This window comes from Ichthyenterobacterium magnum (assembly GCF_003610635.1).
GTDB lineage: Bacteria > Bacteroidota > Bacteroidia > Flavobacteriales > Flavobacteriaceae > Ichthyenterobacterium > Ichthyenterobacterium magnum.
Genome location: NZ_RAQJ01000004.1, coordinates 120,436 through 142,667 on the forward strand (window position 1 = coordinate 120,436; position 22,232 = coordinate 142,667).

Below are 22,232 nucleotides of genomic sequence, written 5' to 3' on the forward strand. Positions count from 1 at the left end.
TGAACTTGTTTCAGTATAACACTCATCAATCAAATCAATCAAAAATGAACAGTTTATTAAAATTTAATCTCATTAAAATATGAAGATAGAAAACACAAAAGCTCAAATGCGCAAAGGTGTATTAGAATACTGCATATTATCCGTCTTGAAAGACGACGATGCATATGTTGCAGAAATTTTAAATACACTAAAAGACGCAAAACTGCTTGTGGTAGAAGGTACAATTTATCCGCTACTTACAAGGCTTAAAAATGCGGGACTTCTCAATTATAGATGGGAAGAATCTACATCTGGACCACCAAGAAAATATTATGGTCTTACAGAAACAGGAAAGTTATTCCTTAAAGAATTAACCACGACTTGGAGTGAGTTACAAAATGCAGTAAATATCGTAACCGAACAAAAAACAACATCAAAATGAATAAAACAGTCAACATAAATTTAGCAGGTATATTCTTCCATATAGACGAAGATGCATACTTAAAATTGCAACGCTATCTTGAGGCTATAAAACGTTCATTTACAGACTCTCAAGGCCGTTCAGAAATTATTTCTGATATAGAAGCACGTATTGCAGAATTATTTAACGAGCGCGTACAAAACGACAAGCAAGTTATTAGATTAAAAGAAGTTGACGATGTAATATCTATTATGGGTCAACCTGAAGATTACTTAGTCGATGATGAAATTTTTGAAGATGAGCCTCAAAAAACACATTACAAAAAAACATCATCTAAAAAACTATTTAGAGATACAGACAGTTCTTACGTTGGTGGTGTCGCTTCTGGTCTTGCTCATTATTTAGGTATAGATTCTGTTTGGATGCGTTTACTTTGGATAATTTTAGCCATTGGATCTGGAGGAACATTTATATTTATTTATATTCTATTCTGGATTTTAATGCCAGCTGCAGAAACTACATCAGATAAACTGGCAATGTCGGGAAAGCCTATTAACATTACTAATATTGAAGAGAAGGTAAAAGAAGGAATTGGTAATGTTAAAGATAGTATTGACGAAGTTACAGATAAAGTAAAAAATGGTGATTACAGCAAAGTTGGAAACAAAGTAAAATCATCATCAAAAACATTTTTTGATACTTTAGGTGATGTTGGCATGTTCTTTCTAAAAATAATTGCAAAATTTATTGGTGTTATATTAATGATAGTTGGAGCTTCAACACTAATAGCTTTATTTATTAGTATGTTCTCTCTAGGAACCTCATCGTTTTTTAGCCCTTGGTGGATGGATTATGCACATATGGCAAATACGTCAGGCAGCCCAATTTGGCTAATAGCATTAATTACATTTTTTGCTGTAGGTGTACCTTTCTTTTTTATTTTCTACTTAGGATTAAAAATATTGGTAAACAATTTAAAATCTATTGGTAGTGTTGCAAAATTTACATTATTAGGCTTATGGTTAATGTCAATTATTTCAATTGCTGTTATTGGTATTGGTCAATTAGGTGAACATGCTTTTGATGCTAGTGTCACTGAAAAGAAACAGTTAAACATTAGATCTAATGATACATTGCGTTTAAGCATGGCAAAAAATACCATGTATAGCAAACAACTTAGAAGACATAGCGATATTTTTAGACCAGTATATGATGAAAACGACAACAAAGTTTTATACAATTCTGACATTAGACTTATAGTACGATCAACAAAAGATTCTTTAGCTTCAATAAGCATAGAAAAAAATGCAGAAGGCAAAAATTACCAATTAGCAAAAGAACGTGCTCAAAAAATAAATTACGGCTATACTTTTTTAGATAACACACTAAAGTTAAACGGTTATTTAACTACAGGTTTTGAAAATAAATTTAGAAATCAAGAGGTGGAAGTAATTCTATATTTACCAGAAGGAACTATTTTATATGCAGATGAAAACACCTATTCATTCCACAGAAACTCAAGTTATTACAATGATATTTTAGACAATGGTATGGAAGAACATTATTTAGAAATAATTGATGATGATGTAAAATGCTTAGACTGTGAAGACGATAACTTTAAAGTAGATGTCGATGTTGAAAATGAAACCTCAGGATTAAAAATTGATGAAGACGGTTTGGAGGTAAAAACCGAAAATAATTCTCTTAAAATAGATGAGAATGGTGTAAAAGCAAAATCTGAAGACGTAAAAGTTAGTATAGATGAAGATGGTATAGAAGTCAAATCAGAAAACTACTAACGGTTCGTCATTAAAAAACAACAATTCAGATAGTTAAGTTTTAAACCATCATAACTATCATAGATATTTGTAACATAAATCAATCAAAAAACGAGCAATTATGACAACACTAACAAAACTAATAGTAGCTACAGTAATTAGCTTACTACTATTTTCTTGCAACTTCGATTTTAACTTTGGAGTTAAAGGAAACGGAAACGTAAAAACTATTGAGAGAACATTAGAAGGTAACTTCTCTCAAATTGAAGTAAGCAGAGGCATTGACGTCTATCTTACACAAAGCGATACACAAAGTTTAGAAGTACAAGCAGACGAAAATTTACACGAAATTATTATCACTGAAATAGAAAATGACGTACTTAAAATCTATGCAGAAGACAATATTAGTTATGCATCTGCAAGAAAAGTGATGTTAAGCTTTAAAAACGTAACACACATAACATCTACAAGTGGTAGTGATGTGTATTCAACAAATACCATTGTTGCAGATAAATTAACATTAAATACTACTAGCGGAAGCGATATGGAATTAGATATTAATACAAATATTGTAGATTGTAAATCTACAAGTGGTAGTGACTTAAAATTATCTGGCAAAACAAATACCATTTTTGCAGAAGCAACTAGTGGAAGCGATTTAAAAGCTGGAAACCTTAAAGCAAATATCTGTAATGCTAGTGCAACAAGTGGCGCAGATATTACCGTAAACACAAAAGAAAAGCTACACGCTAGAGCTTCAAGTGGAGGCGATATTAGATATTATGGTAATCCAACAAGTGTATCAAAAAAAGATAGTTCTTCGGGTACTATAAAGCAGCAATAACATAACTAAACAACCAATTAATCAACTTGTTTTTAAGCCATTTCAAACTCAATTTCGAGTTTGGGATGGTTTTTGTTTTATATTTGTTATAACAAATACTAAACAAATAAAATGAATAAACTCATTTTCTCGTTACTCACTATGTTATTTTTTAACAATTCTATTTCTGCTCAAGATTTAGAAAAAGTAAAAGGAGACAGAAATGTAACTATTAAACAAACCTATGTCGACGCTTTTAATACTATAGTTATAGGCGAAGATTTTAATGTTGAAATTTTTTATAACAAAAAGCCATCAATAGAAATAGAAACTGATGATAACCTTCACGAATTTATAAATTTTAAAGTAAAAGATAGTGTCTTAACTTTTAGTACATCTAAAAAAATTACAACAAGAAGAAAGCTAGCTATTAAAATAAATTATGGAGACGGTTTTGCGCATATTGAGACTAAAGATGATGCAGAAATTAGATCACTTACATCATTAGAGCTTAAAAATGCAAGTCTAAAAACTTCTGGCTCATCTAGAGCCTATTTAAATATTAAAGCTTCAAATTTTGATTATACGGGTTTAGATAAAGCCAAAGTAAAACTCAATTTAACAGCAAATACTTCAAAAATAGAACTAAGTGGTAGTAATAAATTAGACGCACTTATAAATTCACCTCAATTAACAGTAGATCTATATCAGCGTGCAAATGCAAACATAGAAGGTACAAGTGACACCATTAAACTTAGAGCAGATAATAACTCGCAGTTTAATGGTAAAAACTTTACTACTAATACATGTGAGCTTGTTTCAGAAATAGCAAGTGATGTTTATATAGAAGTAACAGAAGCTATTAGCATAGAAGCTTCAGGAAGTAGTGAAATTTATTTATATAACAATCCAAAAATCACAATAAGCAAGTTTTTAGATACTGTAAAACTTCAAAAGAAAACTAAATAACAACCCTAATAATTTTTTAATGAAAAAACTAATCGTATTACTTACTGTTCTTTTTTTAGCAAACGCTTGTAAAAAAGAAAATGAAACTAATGATGCTTTTAAAGCTGAAGCTCAAACCTTTTTAGACGAATACACAAAAACCTATACAAAACTATATAACGATGCTTCTCTAGCAGAATGGGATGCAAATACAAAAATTGTTGCAGGTGATACTATGAACGCATATAATGTGCAAAAAGCTGGTGAAGCCTATGCAAAGTTTACTGGTAGCACAGAGGTTATAGATAAGACAAGACAATTTTTAGAAGGCAAAGACAAGCTAGATACAGTACAGGTAAGGCAACTAAACACTATACTATATGCAGCTGCAAATAACCCAGAAATAGCTTCAGATTTAGTAAAAGAACGAATTGCTGCAGAAAACGCACAAAACGAAGCTCTTTTTGGTTATGATTTTCAAGTTGCCGGTAAGTCTGTAACAACTGGAGATATTGATAAGGTTTTAAGAGAATCAAATAATGAAGCAGAACGATTAGCAAATTGGGAAGCTTCAAAAGGTGTTGGTAAAAACTTAAAAGATGGCTTAGAAAATCTTCGTAAACTACGTAACGAAACTGTTGGTGCATTAGGCTATGATGACTATTTCTCATACCAAGTTTCTAGCTACGGAATGACACGTCAAGAAATGCTCGACGAAATGAATAAAATGGTAAAAGAAGTTTGGCCGCTTTATAGAGAGTTACATACCTGGGCACGTTATGAATTAGCAAAAAAGTATAACGCTAAAGTACCTGATTATCTGCCTGCACACTGGTTACCAAATCGTTGGGGACAAGATTGGAGTGCCTTAGTAAATGTAGAAGGTTTAGATATAGATGCCGCTTTAAAAGACAAAGATCCAGAATGGATAGTAAAAGAAGGAGAAAACTTTTATAAGAGTATTGGTTTTGATGCATTACCAGTTAGTTTTTATGAAAAATCAAGTATGTATCCGCTACCAGCTGATGCTGACTACAAAAAGAACAATCATGCTTCTGCTTGGCATATGGATTTAGAAAACGATTTACGTTGTTTAATGAGTGTTGAACCAACAGCAGATTATTATGAAACTATTCATCATGAGTTAGGACATATATATTACTATCAAGCATACACAAATCCAAATGTGCCGCCATTACTTCGAGAAGGCGCTAATAGAGGTTACCATGAAGCTATAGGAAGTTTATTGGGCTTTGCGGCAATGCAAAAGCCTTTTCTTGCAGGAAAAGGATTAGTAGATGCAGATGCTAAAATAGACGAAACTCAAAACCTTTTAAAAGAAGCCTTAAGTAATATTGTCTTTTTACCGTTTTCGGCTGGAGTAATGACAGAATTTGAAAATGCATTATATGCAGAAAATTTACCAAAAGAGCAATACAACAAAAAATGGTGGGAATTAGCTAAAAAGTATCAAGGTATGGTTCCTCCTTCAAAAAGAGGTGAAGAATTTTGCGATGCCGCTTCTAAAACACATATCAATAATGATGCAGCTCAATATTATGATTATGCTGTATCTTATATTCTATTGTTTCAATTCCACGATCATATAGCAAAAAACATATTAAAGCAAGATCCTCATGCAACTAATTACTTTGGCAGTAAAGATGTAGGAACCTTTATTAGAGGTATTCTTGAGACTGGTGCAAATAATGATTGGAGAGAACTACTTAAAGAAAGTGTTGGCAGCGAAATGAGTGCTAAACCAATGCTAGAATATTTTGAACCTTTAATGAAATACTTAAAAGAACAAAATAAAGATAAAAAATACACTTTACCGAAAACTCTTTAAGTTTATAGAATTAAATAAAAAAACCGAAGTGATATACTTCGGTTTTTTTATATTTACAATATAAGTTATAGTGTTAAACTTGACTAAAACAAGTGCCTAGTAACATATTACAAATGACTTATGAAAAATATTTACTATGAACAAAATTGTCTACACCCTACTCACTTTTCTAATAATAAGCTCTTGTGCTGAAAACAAAAAGGAAAATTTAATTACTAAAAGCAAAGAAGATGCTAAGCTATTTAGTCTAATAAAACCTACACAAAGTAACATAACCTTTTCAAATAATTTAAAAGAGACTTATGAGTTTAACTTTCTTGTATATCCGTATATCTATATTGGCGGAGGTGTTGCGGTAGGTGATATAAATAATGATGGGTTACAGGACATTTATTTTACATCTAACCAAAATTCAAACAAACTATATTTAAACAAAGGTGATTTAAAATTTGATGACATCACAATAGCATCTAATACTAGTGATAGCGATGGTTGGAGTACAGGAACTTCAATGATTGATATAAATAATGACGGTTACTTAGATATTTATGTTTGTAAATCAGCATCCTTGAAAAATAAGGAAGCCAGAAGGAATAAGCTATATATAAATCAAAAAGACAATAGCTTTAAAGAAAGTGCAAAATCATATGGTTTAGATCATCCTGGATTCTCAACGCAATCATACTTTTTTGATTACGATAAAGATGGTGATTTAGATATGTATTTAGTAAATCACAGACCAGATTTTAAAAATAACACAAAGATATCTTCAGAAATACAAAGTAAAATTTATGATGAAAGTTCTGATCATTTATTTCGAAACGATGGAAATACTTTTACAAAAGTATCGGCATCTGCGGGTATAATCAACAAAGCTTGGGGACTAAGCGCTTCTATTGGAGATTTTAATAATGATAATTGGCCAGATATTTATGTAGCAAATGATTATTTAGAACCAGATATGTTATATATAAATAACAAAAATGGATCCTTTAAAAATGAAATACTAGATAGAGTCAAGCATATTTCATTTAATTCAATGGGATCTGATTTTGCTGATATTAATAACGACTTACTTCCAGACCTTATAACTTTAGATATGCTAGCCGAAGACCATAGTAGGGGAAAAGAAAATATGGCAACTATGAGTACTGAAAATTTCAACAACATTGTAAAAGTTGGTTATCATCATCAGTACATGGCAAATACTATGCAATTAAATAATGGTAATGGAAGCTTTAGTGATATTGGGCAACTATCTGGTATTTCTAAAACCGATTGGAGTTGGGCGCCATTAATTGCTGATTTTGATAATGACGGACTAAAAGATGTCTTCATAACTAACGGAATTGAAAAAGATTTTGCTAATCAAGATTTTAGAAGAAACATAAAAAAGCTAAATCAACAAAATAAAGCTATGAAACTTGAAGATGTTTTAAACATGCTTCCTGCTGCAAAATTAGCTAACTATATTTTCAAAAATAATGGTGATTTAACTTTTTCTAACCAACAAAAAAATTGGGGCTTAGACCAGAAGGTTAATTCTAATGGGGCAGCCTATGCAGATTTTGACAACGATGGTGATTTAGACTTAATCGTTAATAATGAAAATGCTATAGCATCACTATATCAAAATAATTCAACAAATAATTACTTAAACATTAAACTTAACGGAAATGACAAAAATAAATTTGCTATAGGAACAACTGTTAAAATCACTACCAATAAAGGACAACAATTACAACAATTATATACTAACAGAGGTTTTCAATCATCAGTTACTAATATTCTAAATTTTGGGATAGGCAATCAAAAAAGCATTAAATCATTAGAGGTTATTTGGCCAGATGGTAAAATTAGCAATTTAAACAATATTGATGCTAATCAATTGGTTGAGATAGATTATACTTCTGCTAAAAACAAAAACACAGCTAACAGTAAAAGTAATAATAACCTTTTTGCAGCTATTAATTCATCAACATTGAGCATCAATTATAAGCATGATGAAAATTTGTTTGATGACTACTCTAAGCAATTACTTTTACCAAATAAACAATCCACTCAAGGACCTTGTTTAAGTGTAGCAGATGTAAATGGTGATGGTTTAGATGATTTTTATGTAGGAGGTGCACACAAACAAAGTGCCCAATTATACATTCAATCTCAAGATAAGACTTTTAAACTTACAAATAATAGCGCCCTTATAAAAGACAAAAACTACGAAGATGTAGAATCTTTATTTTTTGACTCAGACAATGATGGTGATTTAGATTTATATGTTTGTAGCAGTGGTTATGAATTGAATGAAAACGACAGTTTACTCCAAGATCGCTTATACCTTAACGATGGTAAAGGTAATTTAACGCGAAGCAATAAGCTTCCAAAAATGTTATCAAGTACAAAAGCAGTTAAACCTATAGATTATGATGATGATGGTGATTTAGATTTAATTGTTGGAGGAAGAGTTATTCCTGGTAAATATCCATTAGCTCCTCAATCATATATACTTAAAAACGATAATGGTACATTTAGTGATGTAACTAATGTTATTGCTCCTGATTTTAAAACCATAGGAATGGTAACAGATATTGAAATCACAGATTATAATAATGATAAAAATTTAGATGTGATAATTGTTGGGCAATGGATGCCTATAACCCTATTTTCAATTGAAAATAACAAATTTATTAAACAAAATATTAAAGCATTTGAAAAAACAGAAGGTTGGTACAATTCTATCTCTGCTTCAGATTTTGACAATGATGGTGACATAGACTACATAATTGGTAATTTAGGAAGTAATAATAAGTTTCACCCAACTTTAGAAAAACCTTTACATATTTTTAGTTCAAATTTTGATAACAACCAAAGTTATGATATTGCACTAAGCAAATATTACAAAGGTCAATTAGTACCGGTAAGAGGCAAACAATGTTCATCTGAACAAACACCTTTTTTAAATGAAAAAATAGGATCATATAAAGAATTTGCATCTTTAAATATTGAAGGTGTTTATGGTAGTGATGCTATAGCAGATTCAAATCATATGATAGCTTATAATTTTAAAACTCTTTATTTAAAAAATGAAGCTGGTAATTTTAGCATTTCATATTTGCCAAATGTTGCTCAAATAAGTCCTACTCAAGATTTTGAAATATTAGATCTAAACAATGACGGCTTTTTAGATATTGTTGGTATAGGCAACTTATACGATGCTGAAGTAGAAACCATTAGGTATGATGCTTCACATGGCTATGCGCTGTTAAATGACGGGAAAGGTCATTTTAATGCATTAAAGAATAGCGGCTTATTTTGTGATAAAGATATGCGTCAAGTTTCAAAAATAAAAATTGACAACACTCCTCATATTATTATTGCTAGCAACAATGATTCATTATCGATTTTTAAATTAAAATAAAAAAGCCGAAGTAAAGTTCCCTCGGCTTTTTCAATTAAATAGTACTCTTAATTGTAAGTAGAAGTACTTACTTCAAAAACAGAATCTTTTGCTGCTAAATAACGTTCAGCATCAAGAGCTGCCATGCATCCAGTACCAGCAGCTGTAACTGCTTGTCTATACACATGATCTGCTGCATCACCACTTACAAATACTCCATCTATGTTTGTTTTAGAAGTTCCTGGCACATTAATAATATAACCTGTTTCATCTAAATCTAAAAAGCCTTTAAAAATATCTGTATTAGGTTTATGACCAATAGCAACAAAAAATCCAGTAGCAGGAATTTCATGCTTTTTGTTTGTTTTATTATTAAAAACTCTAACACCAGTTACCACTTGACCATCACCTAAAACCTCATCAGTTTCGGTATTGAATAGTATTTCAATATTTTCAGTATTCTTCACTCTTGCTGCCATTATTTTAGACGCTCTAAACTCATCACGTCTAACCAACATAGTAACTTTTTTACAAAGCTTAGATAAATAATGCGCCTCTTCACAAGCACTATCTCCTGCTCCAACAATTACGACTTCCTGATTTCTGTAAAAGAAACCATCACAAACAGCACAAGCAGAAACACCTCCTCCAAGCTTCAAGTATTTTTGCTCAGACTCTAAACCTAAATATTTAGCCGATGCTCCTGTTGAAATAATTACAGTTTCACAATGAATTTCTTTTGTGTCATTAACCCAAACTTTATGGATATCACCAGAAAAATCAACCTTAGTAATCCAACCATCTCGAACATCAGTTCCAAAACGCTCAGCTTGTTTTTGAAGTTCAATCATCATTTCTGGTCCAGTAATTCCATCTGGATATCCTGGAAAATTCTCCACATCATTTGTTGTTGTTAATTGTCCACCTGGCTGAGTCCCTTGATATAATACTGGAAACATATTTGCTCTTGAAGCATAAATTGCAGCTGTATATCCTGCAGGTCCAGAGCCTATTATTAGGCATTTAACTTTTTCAATTGTATCTGACATTTAGTTATATTTTTATTAAACAAAAGTAGGTTTTTTGATAGAAAACTTACAGCTAAGTTATCAACAGTTATTATCAAAATATAAAATAAACTTATAAAAAAAGCTCAACATAAGTTGAGCTTAAAAAGTCGGGGTGGCAGGATGATAACTAAACCACCACTATGCAGTAAAATCAATACTTTCAGAAGTAGACTAAAACAGTGTGAACCGAATTGTAGACCTATCTGTTAGTTTGAAATAGTATTATTTATCTGAACGTCTTACTACAAATTTACAATTTTAACTCCATTAAAACCAGTCAATTTGTGTCAAATATTATGATTAATCCATTAAATATTTGTCGACAATTTCCTCTTCTATTCCACTGTATTCAACGAATTCTTTAATTGTAACAAATTGGTGAGATTCCTTTCCAAAGTAGTTTCTAATATCATTTAAAAGCTTACGACCATAGCGTTCACTACGTCCTGTTATACGCTGAATATCCTTTGGGTATATGCAAGCTCTTTTTGGGGTCATGATACTTTATCTATGCTTTATCCATACTTAAACCATACTACATGGATTTATGATGGTGGTGGTGATGCGTTGTTAAAATGTTGGAAACCCGAAAGGGTTTTCAATATTTTAATGACGTTTTTGGTTTTATCGGAATGGATGACCAAAAACGGAATATTCTTTTTTATTGCAAGCTATAAAGTTACGTGATTTGAAATATTAAATCAAAAAACGAATTATTATGGCAAAACAAACTGGTATTATTAAACTAAAAGGAACTATCGGTGGTATTTCCTTTTATAAAACTAGTGATGGACATCTAGCACGCGAAAAAGGTGGTGTTGATGCCAATCGTATTGCGAATGACCCAGCGTTTCAGAGAACGCGCGAAAATGGGTCTGAATTTGGACGTGCTGGCAAAGGTGGTAAAGTATTACGAAATGCTATTCGTATTCTTTTGCAGAATGCAAAAGATAAACGTGTAGTTTCTCGTTTAACCAAGGACCTATTGGCTATCATAAAAACTGATACTACCAATGAGAGAGGTTTAAGGACTCTAACTGATGGTGATATGAACCTTTTATTAGGATTTGAGTTTAACCTCAACGGTAAATTAGGAACTACCCTATTTGCTCCATTTGTGAATGCATTTGACCGTGTATCTGGTGATGCTACTTTAAATCTTGACCCCTTTTCTCCTACTTTAAGAATTGCTGCTCCAACAGGAACTACGCATTTTAAAGTGGTTATGGGTGCAGCAGAATTGGATTTCGCCAATGAAGCCTCTGTTTTTGAAAGTGACGAAACTGCCATTCTTCCTTACACAGCTGCAGATACTGCTGCTATTGCTTTAACTGCTTCAATTACTGCAAACTCTACTGTTGACGTTATTCAAGTATTGGGTATTGAGTTTTATCAAGAGGTAAACGGACAAATGTACGAGCTTAAGAACGGTGCTTACAACGCTTTAGCTGTTGTTACTGTTGACACTCCATAATCATGGAATTAGTATTGCATAGAGCTTATTTTGAAGAGGGTACCAATGGTACTCTCTTTAATTCTAACAAGTTCCTTTGTTATACCATCGAATTGCCCTGGAACAATAACAAACGTAATATTTCTTGTGTTTCTGAAGGTTGCTATGAAATTGAACCTCGCTTTTCAAAACGATTTAAGCATCATTTGATTTTGAAGGATGTTAAAGGTAGAAGTTTTATTCTTTTTCATCCTGCAAACAATGCTCAAAAAGAACTTGAAGGTTGTATTGCTCCAGTAACATATTTAAGTGGTATAGGAAAAGGCGTTTACTCTAAAAATGCTATGCAAAAACTACTGTCTTTGGTGTATCAAGCTAAAGACCGAAAGGAAACAATTTTATTAACTATTAAATCTCAAAATCATGAACATTGTAGAACGTTATAAAAAACCAACTCCGAAGTTTTTCAAAACTTTACGAAACATTGGCATCGCTTTGGCAACAGCTGGTGGTGCTATTATAGCTGCTCCTGTTAGTATGCCTGCCATTGTAGTCACTATTGCTACTTATATGACTGTTGCCGGAACTGTAGCCACAGCTGTAAGTCAAGCCGTTGTAAAAGATGAAGATAATACAGAAACTGATGAGGCTAACAATGGATAGCAATACCAAATCTGCCATTATTGGTGGTACTTTCTTTTCATCAATTATGAATATTGGTGTTGAAGATTTAATTACTACTATTGTTTTGGCTGTTGTTGGTGCTATCGTTAGTTTCTTCGTTTCATTACTTCTTAAAAAGGTTATCACTTTTCTCGGGGCAAAGTGTCGTAGGTGGAAGTGATTATTGATGTTAAGCGGTTGGAAAGATAAATAAAGGGCATTTTCAGAAAAATGCTCTTTTTTTATGCGCAGTGTTGAGGTGGGTAAGTGAAAAGAGTGATTCCCTGATAAGGGATTGAACGAATGGAATGCACCCTACCGCAGACAAAAGGCGAACATTAATAATTGCTGTAACCTACACCGTTGAAATGGGTGGTGGGGAAAAGATGGAAAAATTGTGGGCTCTAAATTTCAATGTCAGTTCTGAATTGAGCGTGGGGAATGTCGGATATTTAGTTCGCCACGTTTCTATTGTTTTAGAAGTGCTCATGAATATCGGCTGTTAAATTTTAGCACCTATTTGAGGGCAAAGGCTAGCCGATATTTTACATAATGGCGTTATAGTACAGAAAGTGAATGAATGCTACTATAACTGCGCATTATGTAAATATAGCGGGATAGCGTTTAAATTATTTGCTTTTGGCATTGTGCAGCTCTTTGCAGTTGTGTAATGAGGCACGAATGAAACAAGCTGTAATGTGCTGCAAAAGTGTGGCAATTTAAACGCTATAAAGGGATGGCGAGGGGAACAAACTAAAAGACAGAGGATTTTGAGGAACGAAAAAACTGGGTTTTAGTTTGTGGGGGTTATAACATCTATAACTTATTATCAGTAATGTTATACTTGTTAAGTAAAAATTTATTGATCGCGCTTTTTCTTTTCAAATTCATAAAATATGTTTTTTCAGAAGTAGTAAATTCAGGAATACTAAAATTTTTAATATAATTTTTTGCTAAAGCATAATAGTTACTTGAATATGGCTTACTTGTATGCTTTATATAATACCAAAATACTTCTGTTTTAAGTATTTTTTGAATAAATTTCAAATCATCTTCAGAATCAGATACTATAGCATAACCATTGTAAAACAATAAGTCTTCATTATTAGTAAAAACAAAATATGGCTTATCAGATATATACGGGAAAAGTAGTTTAAGACCAGGAATATTCAAAGCTTGACTCCTACCATAAGCAAACCATGTTTCATAATCTCTTTGACCTTTGTCTCTTTTAGATAACTCTTCTCTACAAGTATTTAAGTAGTTATATGCATTTGGAAAATTACGTTCAAAAATACCAGGATCAAGCACACGAATCAATCGATTAGATTGTTGTTCAAATAAATCGTCATTGGTCTGTTCTATAACTTGATAAGGAAAAATGAGTTTTTCATTAAATACTTCCAAGTCTGTTTCGTCTTTTAAAATGTTAGGTTTAATTGCATTTCTACAAATTGCCCTTTCAACTTTAAACCTTTTTGAATCTTTTTCAAGATAATAGAAATGTTCATCTTCATCAATTGGTTTAAATAAATATATTTTATTTCGAAGCGTTGCAAAGCCATTCCTAATATTAAACAAGTCTCCTAATTTTTTTCCAGAATTTTCTAGCCTCTTCAAAGCTAGCTGCGTTTGTGCATCATCTAATTGCCAACCATCAAAATCATTTAGACTTGAATACTCAAAATCTATAAAATCTGAATTAGTTAATTTATCTATTTTATGGGGCGTAGAACTTGTATAAGATAGGTTACCTGTTGACTTTGTGATTTGACAGATACAAGTATATGTTAATCTAGATTTGAATACTTGTTCACTTCCGAAGTCTATGAGTTTAAATTTAAAACTATTACTAGAAAAATAACTCCTTAACGCCCTTCCATTCAAACTTCTATAAAAATTATTTACAGTAATATAACCTAAAACTCCTTCTTCTTTTAACCATTTTAAGCCAATCTCAAAAAAAGGAATGTATAAATCCAATTTTCCTGTAGATGTCACAGACCAATTTTTCATTAAGCTTTTTGTGTTTTCATCTAAATTCGATGAACCCACATAAGGTGGATTACTGAACACAAAGTCAAAACCTTCGTTGTTTCGTATTACTTGTGAGTTTTCAAACCAATCAAACTCAAGAGAATCACCTTTAAAGAGATTAAAATTAATATATTCGGGATCTTCTCCATTATATAAAGCTAGTAGTGATAATAATATTCTTGTTCTTTCTATGCTATATTCTGTAATATCAATTCCATATAGATTTTCTTCAATAATTTGAGCGAAACCTTTATTTGTTAACTCATGAACCTTTAAGGCGTATTCAAATAAAAAACCACCACATCCACAAGCTACATCACATACAGTTTTTAAATCTATATCATCTGCTAAAATGATTGAATTTGAGACTATAAAATCCCTAATATATTTAGGTGTATAGACAGCACCATTAACAATTTTATCACTTGGTGATATCACAAACTCAAACAACTCAATCAAACATTCAAAATCAAAGGTTTGATTGTTCTCTCTAAAAAGTTTAGCAAAATTATTCAATGCTAAATAATCAGAATCTTCTTCCCCTATAAGCATTTCTAACAATAGTCTATTATTATTAACTACTAAAGAATTTTCATTACAAAAGGTAGTAACAATAAAACTATTTATTTTTTCAACTTTAAATGAACTTGTTTCTAAAAACGAAAGTATTTTTTTATCTATGCTCATTAATTATTATATGATTTGAGGGCAAATTGAAATAGGGTTCCAATTAATTTGTGAGCCATTTAAAACTCTCCTATCCCAATGACTAGCAAAATTAATTGCATAAGGTTTTAAAAAAAGTCCTTGATATTTTTCTACTATAGCATTATACTCATCATTATTCTGCGTTAAGTTCCTCCAATTTAAAGGCAAGAAATTAGACAATAAGAAATCTATACCTAAAATTAAATCCATTGGATAGTGGGAAATTCTTGGAGGATTCAAAAAAAGTATTCCACCAGAATCAATTTCTTTTCCATGTTCATCAATCATTTTCTTTCCTCCAAATTGAAAGTGATAGCAAGGGTGTGCTTCTAGTGATTCATTATCACCTTCTTTGTAAATATGTCTATCTAGATGATATGATGTCAGCATTTTTTTTTCTTTATGTTCTGCTTTTATAATTACATCAAAAGCGAGACTCTCTAGAGGATCATTAAAAGTCTGTAAGTGTTCTGTTTTACCTCTTATTTGAATTGTAAATAATAATTCAACGCTTTTGAGAGGGTGTGGTTTCGATTTTTCTGGCATTTTGGGAAACCTGAAAAGCACATCTGGAGCATCATATCCCCAAATATCTGGATCTGTAGGTTTATCATAAACTTGAGGTATGTATTTAGCATTATATAAGTCTGAAATTGCTGATTGTATACCAGAAAAATTACTGTTTGGTAATTCTATAGATATAATTTGTAAAAAATTGCTAATATCTTTAGCTAATTCTTTTCTCTTTTTAAAAACTGCTTTCGGTATAACCATAATTAATAGCCCTCTTTAAGATCATTGACCCTGTCTATCTCTGATGGATGAATTGAAATCTTTTTTCCTTTATAATCTCTCTCTAAAATTGATTCTAAAGAAATATACATTTTATCATGCCAAGGTTCTGAATCTAACATCTCTATTAAAATTCCATCTCTTACATCTAAAGGTTTGTTATAAACTTTACAGACAGTCCAAAACTTACTACCACTTGCTTTTTCAATAGGCGTAGCAGGTTTTAATTCTGGTAGATTATATTGTTTCTTTATAATTTCAACTCTTTCTGTAGCATTCAAACTAATTAAAGGAGGGGATTTTGGAAAAACTTCTCTCCAATAGCTAACAAGTTTATGACTCCACCACCGATTCCAAACTTGAGAATAAATACCATCATATTTAATATGCTTAAAAAAAACCTTAAGTTGTTCCCAATCTTGGGAAGCTTCAATATCTACCCCTAATCTAGCAGCTAGAACCTCCTCGGAAATTAAAATGCCTTGTCTTAATACAATCTTTTTCAATACAAATTTTGATATGTCGTAAACTGAAGCAGAGTCTGAATCATAAAACTTTGAGGGTAAGTTTACATTAATTAAACCACTTAAATCAACCTTCAAAATAGAATTCATTTTTTTTCCCTCTTCTTTAATTGTTTTATAAGCATCTAATATTGAAATTATCTTTTGAGGATAATTATTAACTTCTCCGAGTTTTTGTTTAAAAAAAAGAAAATCAAACAAATCATGACTTGTTAAATCATACTTATAATACTTCTCTAAATTATCTTGTGATGTCAAAAGAAAAATTGGAAATTCATTTTTGAAATTATTCTCCACAATTTTAGATCTTATTGCAGTAGCTAAACTCGGTGCTGTATAGTCAGCTGTATTTTCTTCATATTTTACTCCATCCAGTTTTAAATCCAGAATAACTCCATCTAATTCTTGATTACTAAAAATGAGATCGCGTGTTTCTCCCAAATTAGATGGAGAATATGATTTTATCTCTAAATCAGAATTATCTGTTAAACTATCGGCAAAAGCATCACGCTTACCAATTTCGTCATCTATATATATTAAATTATAAGCCATATTCGTTAATTTCTTCATCTGTTGCTACTGGTAATTCAATTATAAAATTAGTTGAATAGTCGTCTATTTCATTGCCAAGAGAGATATCTCCATTATAACTTCCAAGTATATCACTCAAAATTTTAAGTCCTAATCCCGTACCAGATAATTCATTTTTCATATTAGTTTTATGCCCTTTAGGTGAAGAGGTAGTAAAAAATGCTGTAAAAATTTTATCACGATTTTCAGCAGGAATACCATCTCCATTATCTTGAAATTCTAAATATACTTTTTCTTCATCTTTATAAGCTTTAATAAAAATTTTGCCAACTTTGTTTGATCTCTTGATTGCCTTTTTTGCGTTACTATATAGGTTAAACAGAATAGAACTCCATTCTGAAACATGCATTTTACATGTAAATAAATCATAACCTTTATAATCCGTCTCTAGTGTTATATTATTCCTTTTTAGATCTGGACCTACTGATTTCACAAAGGGTTTAATAACATCTCTCAATTCTATCGGTTTTAATTCTCTATTGACATTTTGTGAGATTGTTTCATCAAAATATGACGTATAGACTTCAAAAGAAGAAAAAGTTTCTTTAAGACGTACTGCTCTTTTGTACTCTTCTGTTGACTTTTTTAGATTGTCAATTAAAAATTTAGAATCTATTTTAAAAGCAGATAAGTATTGCATTATTTCATGGGTAAACTCTCCAATAATTAAACCAAGACCAGCTAAAACGCGAAGCATATTAAATTCTTCAATTCTCTCAACTGCATCCCTAATACTTTTGGCTTTGTCTCTAATTTTTTTTGCCTTTTCTTTTTGTTTGGCATTTTCTTCTTCTTTTTTCTTGTTTTTAGAATCATCTTGATTATCAGACTCATCTTTAGTATCTTCAGTACTATCAGCAATTTCGTCTAAATCGTCTGCTAATTTTTCTAAATCATCTGCTGCATCTAATAATGCTTCTTTAGGATTTCTAGAGTATTTAGCATCCCAATCCTTTTGGTCTGTAGTTATTTTAACACCTCTTTCTCTACCTACTCTAATTATTGCAGCAATCAACACTTTATATGAAAAGTCAATTAACTCATCATAAGCTTCATTTCGAAATAAGCCTTCTCTACTTGAAAGCTCTTGGAAGTTTTTATTTTTATCTTCAATCTGAATGAAACCAAAAAAGTTATTGTTACCATGAACAGGTAGGACTTTCCTTTTTCTTACTGACTCATCTAGTCCAAGCCAATCATTTTGCTTTTCTCCATAAGGAAGCACTCTAAACCCATTTCTATACAGACGAATACCACCCTGTTCATCAGTTGCACTTCTTATATAACTCTCTATTTGTTTCGGGATTAAGTTCACATTAAAAACAAAATAAAATGCTTTAAGTTGAATTCCCTTTAAATACACATATTTTTGAGCGTGATTATCATTATCATCAAATATGATTTGAGGTTTTTTTGTCTCTACATCATCTAGCTTACTATTGTTTATTTCCCAAAAAGCGTGACCATTATCATCAACATAACCATAAATTTCAGCCAATGCATGTTCAAAAAACATTGATTTTTCGTTAGCAATAACATTATTATTTTTTTTACAAATGATTTTAAATCCTGAATCTGCTATTTTGTTATCAATAATTTTCTTTTTTGAAATTGGGAAAGGTTGTATTACATCTAAAGCGTACCTATATACTCTTTTTATCATAGCTTCAGACCACCAATCTCTTAAGTTTTCTATTATTAACGTCGTACCGCTAACAATGTCTTTGTTTTTTGGGATTTCAATGATTTTATTTTGAATTAAAAATAACTCCTCATCCATTGCATATTTATTCCAATCTACAACAACTTTAAGTGCGTTTTTGTAATTAGATGTTTGAGTAACTATGGTCAATTTGTCTCCCAATCTTTGGGCTGAAAAACGACCAATTCCTTTTTTACCAGCTCTTTTACGCTTATATACTGGTGAAACCGGCTCGTGAATTTTATCAGATGAAGAAATTCGCATAAAACCATTCACAAGTTGATTTCGTGACATTCCATTTCCGTTGTCTTCAACAGTTAAAGTTCCTCCAATACTATCAACATTTGCGAAATTTAATGTAGCCACTGTAGCATCGGCATCATAAGAATTTTTTATTAGTTCAGAAACAGCTGTTTCGTGTCTTGCAACTAGTTCTTTTCCTAATCTATCTATAACACCAGCGTCTACAGAAAAACGTACATTATCTTTATCCAAACTAGCAAGTTTATTTGTTAGCTTAAGGATTTTGTTAATATTATTAGGTTCGTCTGAAACTGCCTTCTGTAATTGTTCTTGTATTTCTTCTTTAGTGCTCATAATATTTTAATCAATCGTTACACTATTCTTGTTTTATTATTGCATTTCTTAACCTAAATAAAGGTTCCAAAATTACTTGTTTATTACCTATAGCTTGTTCTTGGGATAAGCCAGTATATTTATAATCGTCTATAAATGTTATATTCTCGTTAACAACTTTCAACATTAGTTCTACTTCTTCATCGCTATAACTTATAAAGCTATCATTGCTTTTCAATTTGTCTTTTATATCCAATAAGGAATCCTCACCTGAATAACTTCCTTCCCTACCTCTATAATGGTCAATAGCTACAATAAGTGCTTTCGATTCTTGATTTGTAAGTACCAAATTGGTCCTAATAAATATTGAAACTGTAATATACCAATAGAAAAACGCTTCTGGATTGCTTTTCTTTAGCTTATTCAATTTATTGAACTGTTGGTTTTCAATCACCCAATCTTTTACCTGTTCTGGATGGCTATATTTTTCTAGACTTACAATTTTCTCGTTTTTTAAAACTTCAGAAAGATAGGCTGTTTTTGAAGCTGCAGTTATAGCTTCATCAATATTGAACCGTGAAATTGTGAAGTTTGTAAAATTGCTAATTCCTAATTGTAAATGTTTAAACTCTTCTGAATTCCTATCTCTTGTAGCTAATACATAACAGGCTTCTTGAGTGTCTTCTAATACCTGATTAGCAGAAACCTCTAATTTTCTGAATTTTATTTCTTCGTCAACTACTTTACTATAACTCTTCCTTACTACATTTAATTCTGACATATTATCCATTAAAAAGGATACATCAAATAACTGTTTAATGATTTCAACTGGTCTGTTTTTACTATATAGAATTCCAGTTGTTTTTGGGGCAAAAGCCGTTAGCTTATCTCCTAGTATAGCGTCAAATGTTGGTATTGGAACTGTTGTAATTGTTCCTGTTGTTTGAATCCAATCATGTGCTATTGGTATTTCCATTAATTCCGGATATGGATTAGGGGTATATAATATATCCAACAATATTGGTTCTATGCTACCATCAACATTACTTGAGTAGTACATTTTAAAATGTCCTATTGGTGCATCTGGTGTATGTTTTCTATCATTGTCATCTTCCCAATGTGTAAATACACTTTCTTTACTTATTTTTTCTAAAATAGCTTCTATTTCTTTTTGGGATTGCTCTGTGATTATATCAATATCTATTGAAAAGCGTTTCGGTTCTTTTGTAGCCAATAATAGTGCTGTTCCTCCCTTAAAAATAAAATCCAATCCATTTAATTTTAATTGCTCCAGAAACACTAATGCATAAATTACCTTCTCAATTAATTTAGGGTCAAACTTCTTTTTCCCTAAATTTCTTTTGATTTCATAAATCCATTCTGGATGGTATGTTGTTGACTCTATCATTAGTAATTAAGTTTTGGCAAATTATTCAATTTTTGCCAAAGTTAAATTAGTTAAATTTCCTACTTCATTTTCTCTATTGCGTCTATATGCGTAGCGCTTCATTTTATTTTTATTTACTTCATACTTCTCAAACACATTGAGATAAATAGAATTAATTTCTCCTTGTTGTGCTGCATATACTTTAGCATCAATAGTCATATCGACCAATAATTTCTCCAGTGTGGGCACGGTTATTTTGTCTATTTCTTGAAGTGGTGCTTCAGATATTAAATGTTTTAAAATAATTACATCTTCGCTATTGCTGATATACAAATTGAATATTTCGGCATCAGGCTCTATGTAAACTTGCTTTCCTTGTTCTTTTAGTGCATGAAATACCGATTCTGTAACATCTTTATCCAACTCTAAAATGGTATAGAATTTAAATGGTTGATGTCTCATAAATTCGTTTAACCACTTTGTGTCCCAAACACAAAACTCTGCAAATGGGTATTCTTTTTTTATTTTATTATGTAAACGCTTTAACTTATTATCAATGGTAGGATGATATGTTTTTTTTCCTTTTAGCGCATAAATTCCTCTTGATGGATTATTAATAATTCCCTCTTTTTTTAACCGAGATAAATATACATTTATAGTACTTTCCTTGAGTTCTGGAAAATCTGAAGTAATACAATCAACTAATTTAGCTTTTGAAATTGTTGATTGCTCTTCTAAATATGAAATTATTTTATCTTTTAAGAAAGTATCCACTGTTTTATACTGATTAAACTTTGGCAAATTACATAATTTTTGCCAAAGTTTAATTTGTTTTAATGTATTTATTTTCTCTTATCAACACTTTCTTTATCAAATGCAATCAAATTAAAGAGTTGACGCATTCTGGAACGTACTCTGTTTCCGTATATTTCTTCCAGTTCTTGAGCATTGAGATTAGTGGTTGCGTGTGTTTTGACCCCTCGACTGCGCTCGGGGTGACTGGTTCTTACAAATAAATCGTAACGTGATAAAAGGATTTCACCCATGACATTACAGTCTTTACCAAAATGTCTTCCGGTTGTTTCTACACCTAAATCGTCAAAACAATAGAAGCTGCTGTTTCCATATTCTTGAATAGTTTTATAACCAATGTTATTAAAAGCAAACGTGATGTTTCTTGCTGGAATTAATTCGTAAGATTTTTGATGCGGTACAATGTGCCTTAAAAGCTTCATTAAACTGGTTTTGCCACAACCTACAGGACCAGATAACAGAACTCCTTTGTTTGGATCGATATTTAGTTTTTCGCAAGCTTCAAAATCGCGAATAAAATAGATGCACAGCTTGTAAAGCACCACCTCATCTTCTTCATAAATCTTGAAGTTTTTGCCAAATAGCAACTTTCCTTTAGCGTCGAGATAAATCAGCATCTTATTGAAATCATACAGGATGTGATTGTCTTTAAGCTCGCCTAGGTGAAATTGGACGCCTTTTTCTATGATTATGTGAGGTTGATTTGTATTCATGTTTCTAT

Annotated in this window: 20 protein-coding genes; 11 read left to right on the plus strand and 9 right to left on the minus strand. The window is 31.2% G+C overall.

Translation table 11 applies throughout. The features are described 5' to 3' along the window. Nucleotides 1–79: 79 nt before the first annotated feature. The 6 genes from BXY80_RS10725 (at nucleotide 80) to BXY80_RS10750 (ending at nucleotide 9,216) form a co-directional block, all read left to right on the plus strand. On the plus strand, nucleotides 80–421 hold the full coding sequence (locus BXY80_RS10725; protein ID WP_120201795.1) for a PadR family transcriptional regulator: 342 nt from the start codon (nucleotides 80–82) through the stop codon (nucleotides 419–421). Then, nucleotides 418–2,199 carry a PspC domain-containing protein gene (locus BXY80_RS10730; protein WP_120201797.1) on the plus strand — a complete coding sequence of 594 codons (1,782 nt, stop codon included), beginning with the start codon at nucleotides 418–420 and terminating at the stop codon, nucleotides 2,197–2,199. Before BXY80_RS10725 ends, BXY80_RS10730 begins: the two co-directional genes overlap by 4 nt. Nucleotides 2,200–2,299: 100 nt before the next feature. Further along, nucleotides 2,300–3,022, plus strand: a complete 723-nt coding sequence (locus BXY80_RS10735; protein WP_120201798.1) for a head GIN domain-containing protein — start codon at nucleotides 2,300–2,302, stop codon at nucleotides 3,020–3,022. Nucleotides 3,023–3,133: 111 nt separating this feature from the next. Beyond that, the gene (locus BXY80_RS10740) at nucleotides 3,134–3,970 is read left to right on the plus strand and encodes a GIN domain-containing protein (protein WP_245977265.1); all 837 of its coding nucleotides are present in this window, start codon (nucleotides 3,134–3,136) and stop codon (nucleotides 3,968–3,970) included. Between the two features lie 19 nt (nucleotides 3,971–3,989). After that, nucleotides 3,990–5,798, plus strand: a complete 1,809-nt coding sequence (locus BXY80_RS10745) for a M2 family metallopeptidase (RefSeq protein ID WP_120201800.1) — start codon at nucleotides 3,990–3,992, stop codon at nucleotides 5,796–5,798. Nucleotides 5,799–5,934: 136 nt separating this feature from the next. Continuing rightward, nucleotides 5,935–9,216, plus strand: coding sequence for a VCBS repeat-containing protein (locus BXY80_RS10750; RefSeq protein ID WP_120201801.1), 3,282 nt, complete (start codon nucleotides 5,935–5,937; stop codon nucleotides 9,214–9,216). Between the two features lie 47 nt (nucleotides 9,217–9,263). On the opposite strand, the gene trxB is transcribed toward BXY80_RS10750, so the two are convergent. Then, on the minus strand, nucleotides 9,264–10,244 hold the full coding sequence (gene trxB, locus BXY80_RS10755; RefSeq protein ID WP_120201803.1) for a thioredoxin-disulfide reductase: 981 nt from the start codon (nucleotides 10,242–10,244) through the stop codon (nucleotides 9,264–9,266). Nucleotides 10,245–10,565: 321 nt separating this feature from the next. Further along, nucleotides 10,566–10,763, minus strand: coding sequence for a hypothetical protein (locus BXY80_RS10760; protein ID WP_120201805.1), 198 nt, complete (start codon nucleotides 10,761–10,763; stop codon nucleotides 10,566–10,568). Nucleotides 10,764–10,775: 12 nt separating this feature from the next. Here BXY80_RS10760 and BXY80_RS13950 point away from each other — a divergent pair, with 12 nt between their 5' ends. From BXY80_RS13950 to BXY80_RS10780, 5 genes are read left to right on the plus strand one after another with little or no spacing between them, the layout of a single operon-like run. Further along, a complete protein-coding gene (locus tag BXY80_RS13950; RefSeq protein ID WP_162843307.1) occupies nucleotides 10,776–10,952 on the plus strand; it encodes a hypothetical protein in 177 nt (58 codons plus the stop codon). A gap of 31 nt (nucleotides 10,953–10,983) precedes the next feature. Then, entirely contained in the window at nucleotides 10,984–11,739 is a 756-nt protein-coding gene (locus BXY80_RS10765; protein WP_120201807.1) for a hypothetical protein, read from the plus strand. Nucleotides 11,740–11,741: 2 nt separating this feature from the next. After that, on the plus strand, nucleotides 11,742–12,164 hold the full coding sequence (locus BXY80_RS10770; RefSeq protein WP_120201809.1) for a DUF5675 family protein: 423 nt from the start codon (nucleotides 11,742–11,744) through the stop codon (nucleotides 12,162–12,164). Continuing rightward, nucleotides 12,142–12,381, plus strand: coding sequence for a hypothetical protein (locus BXY80_RS10775; protein ID WP_120201810.1), 240 nt, complete (start codon nucleotides 12,142–12,144; stop codon nucleotides 12,379–12,381). Before BXY80_RS10770 ends, BXY80_RS10775 begins: the two co-directional genes overlap by 23 nt. Continuing rightward, on the plus strand, nucleotides 12,374–12,562 hold the full coding sequence (locus BXY80_RS10780; protein WP_120202031.1) for a hypothetical protein: 189 nt from the start codon (nucleotides 12,374–12,376) through the stop codon (nucleotides 12,560–12,562). The genes BXY80_RS10775 and BXY80_RS10780 overlap by 8 nt, the downstream gene beginning before the upstream one ends. 635 nt (nucleotides 12,563–13,197) lie before the next feature. On the opposite strand, the gene BXY80_RS10785 is transcribed toward BXY80_RS10780, so the two are convergent. The 7 genes from BXY80_RS10785 to BXY80_RS10815 form a co-directional block, all read right to left on the minus strand. Continuing rightward, complete coding sequence (locus tag BXY80_RS10785) at nucleotides 13,198–15,105, minus strand: Eco57I restriction-modification methylase domain-containing protein (protein WP_120201812.1); 1,908 nt, start codon at nucleotides 15,103–15,105, stop codon at nucleotides 13,198–13,200. 6 nt (nucleotides 15,106–15,111) lie between these two features. Next, the gene (locus BXY80_RS10790) at nucleotides 15,112–15,900 is read right to left on the minus strand and encodes a hypothetical protein (RefSeq protein ID WP_120201813.1); all 789 of its coding nucleotides are present in this window, start codon (nucleotides 15,898–15,900) and stop codon (nucleotides 15,112–15,114) included. 2 nt (nucleotides 15,901–15,902) lie between these two features. Then, nucleotides 15,903–17,012 (minus strand): hypothetical protein, encoded by a 1,110-nt coding sequence (locus BXY80_RS10795; RefSeq protein ID WP_120201815.1) that lies wholly within the window; start codon nucleotides 17,010–17,012, stop codon nucleotides 15,903–15,905. Continuing rightward, nucleotides 16,984–19,332, minus strand: a complete 2,349-nt coding sequence (locus BXY80_RS10800) for a sensor histidine kinase (protein ID WP_120201817.1) — start codon at nucleotides 19,330–19,332, stop codon at nucleotides 16,984–16,986. Before BXY80_RS10800 ends, BXY80_RS10795 begins: the two co-directional genes overlap by 29 nt. A 22-nt stretch (nucleotides 19,333–19,354) precedes the next feature. Further along, nucleotides 19,355–20,719, minus strand: coding sequence for a nucleotidyl transferase AbiEii/AbiGii toxin family protein (locus BXY80_RS10805; RefSeq protein WP_120201819.1), 1,365 nt, complete (start codon nucleotides 20,717–20,719; stop codon nucleotides 19,355–19,357). A 21-nt stretch (nucleotides 20,720–20,740) separates the two neighbouring features. Next, nucleotides 20,741–21,472: a DUF6577 family protein gene (locus tag BXY80_RS10810; protein ID WP_120201821.1), complete on the minus strand. Its 732-nt coding sequence runs from the start codon at nucleotides 21,470–21,472 to the stop codon at nucleotides 20,741–20,743. A 68-nt stretch (nucleotides 21,473–21,540) separates the two neighbouring features. Further along, on the minus strand, nucleotides 21,541–22,224 hold the full coding sequence (locus tag BXY80_RS10815; RefSeq protein WP_120201823.1) for a P-loop NTPase family protein: 684 nt from the start codon (nucleotides 22,222–22,224) through the stop codon (nucleotides 21,541–21,543). Nucleotides 22,225–22,232 lie beyond the last annotated feature (8 nt).